General features: G+C 75.0%; 2 protein-coding genes. Both read left to right on the top strand.

Going from position 1 to position 920, the window contains the following annotated elements:
• Positions 1 to 436 (top strand): response regulator (locus tag OZN99_RS32505; protein ID WP_270939309.1); only part of this gene is annotated, 436 nt, incomplete at its 5' end.
• A 121-nt stretch (positions 437 to 557) separates the two neighbouring features.
• Positions 558 to 902 (top strand): YciI family protein, encoded by a 345-nt coding sequence (locus tag OZN99_RS32500; protein ID WP_270939308.1) that lies wholly within the window; start codon positions 558 to 560, stop codon positions 900 to 902.
• Positions 903 to 920: the final 18 nt, after the last annotated feature.

Genomic DNA, 920 nt, shown 5'->3' with positions numbered 1-920 from the left:
GCCCGCGCCCGACCGCCCCGGCCGCCGGCCGCGCGGCGACCAGCCGGGCCGCATCCTGCTGGTGGATGACGAGGCGGTGGTGCGCGAGGTACTGGCGGGCCAGCTGGAGGATGCGGGATTCGCCGTCACCCAGGCCGCCGACGGCACGGCCGCGTTGGCCGTCCTGGAGGCAGGGCGCTGCTTCGACATCCTGGTCACCGACCTCGCCATGCCCGGGCTGGATGGCGTGGCACTGATCCGCGCCGCGCAGCGTCGCAAGCCCGCGCTGCCGGCCATCCTGCTGACGGGCTATGCCGGGGATGCCGCGACGCTTGCGGTCGGCAACGCGGTCGGCGGCCGCTTCGTCCTGCTGCGCAAGCCCATCACCGGCGCCGAGCTGGCGGACCGCGTCGCCAGCATCCTGGAAGCCGCCGAGCCTGCCGTCACCACCGGCTGAGCGCGGCGCCCGCCGGCAACGCGCGGCCGGATGGATGTCGAAATGTCCTCCCCTCCTGCGTCATCCTGGCGGACCGGCATGCGGCCGGCCGCAACCGAAGGGACTGACGATGCAGGTGGCCATGCTGATTCACGAGAGCGCCGAGGACGTCGCGGCGCGCACCGATCCGGCGCGCGCGCCGGCCTATTGGGGGGCCTGGAAGGCGTATGTGGATGCGCTCGGCGCCAGCGGCCTGGTCCGCGGCGGCGCCGGGCTCGACCTGCCCGCGACGGCGCGGCTGGTGCGCGGGCGCAGCGGCGCGACGCAGGTGGTGGACGGCCCCTATCCGGAGGCGCGCGAGCAGCTCGGCGGCTTCTTCCTCCTCGAGGTCGAGGAGATCGGCACGGCGCAGGAATGGGCGGCGCGCTGCCCGGCCGCAGCGACGGGCACGGTGGAGCTGCGCCCGACGCTGGCCATGCTGGGCTAACCCCGCAGAAGGAAGTCT

Source organism: Falsiroseomonas oryzae (assembly GCF_027856955.1).
Lineage (GTDB): Bacteria > Pseudomonadota > Alphaproteobacteria > Acetobacterales > Acetobacteraceae > Falsiroseomonas > Falsiroseomonas oryzae.
The sequence above is the reverse complement of the archived record's forward strand: the minus strand, read 5'-3'. Positions and strand labels throughout refer to the sequence as shown.

What these genes read in the sequence shown, in the direction of transcription:
- OZN99_RS32500 (WP_270939308.1), top strand. Translation starts at nt 558, where the DNA reads ATGCTGATTCACGAGAGCGCCGAGGACGTCGCGGCGCGCACCGATCCG.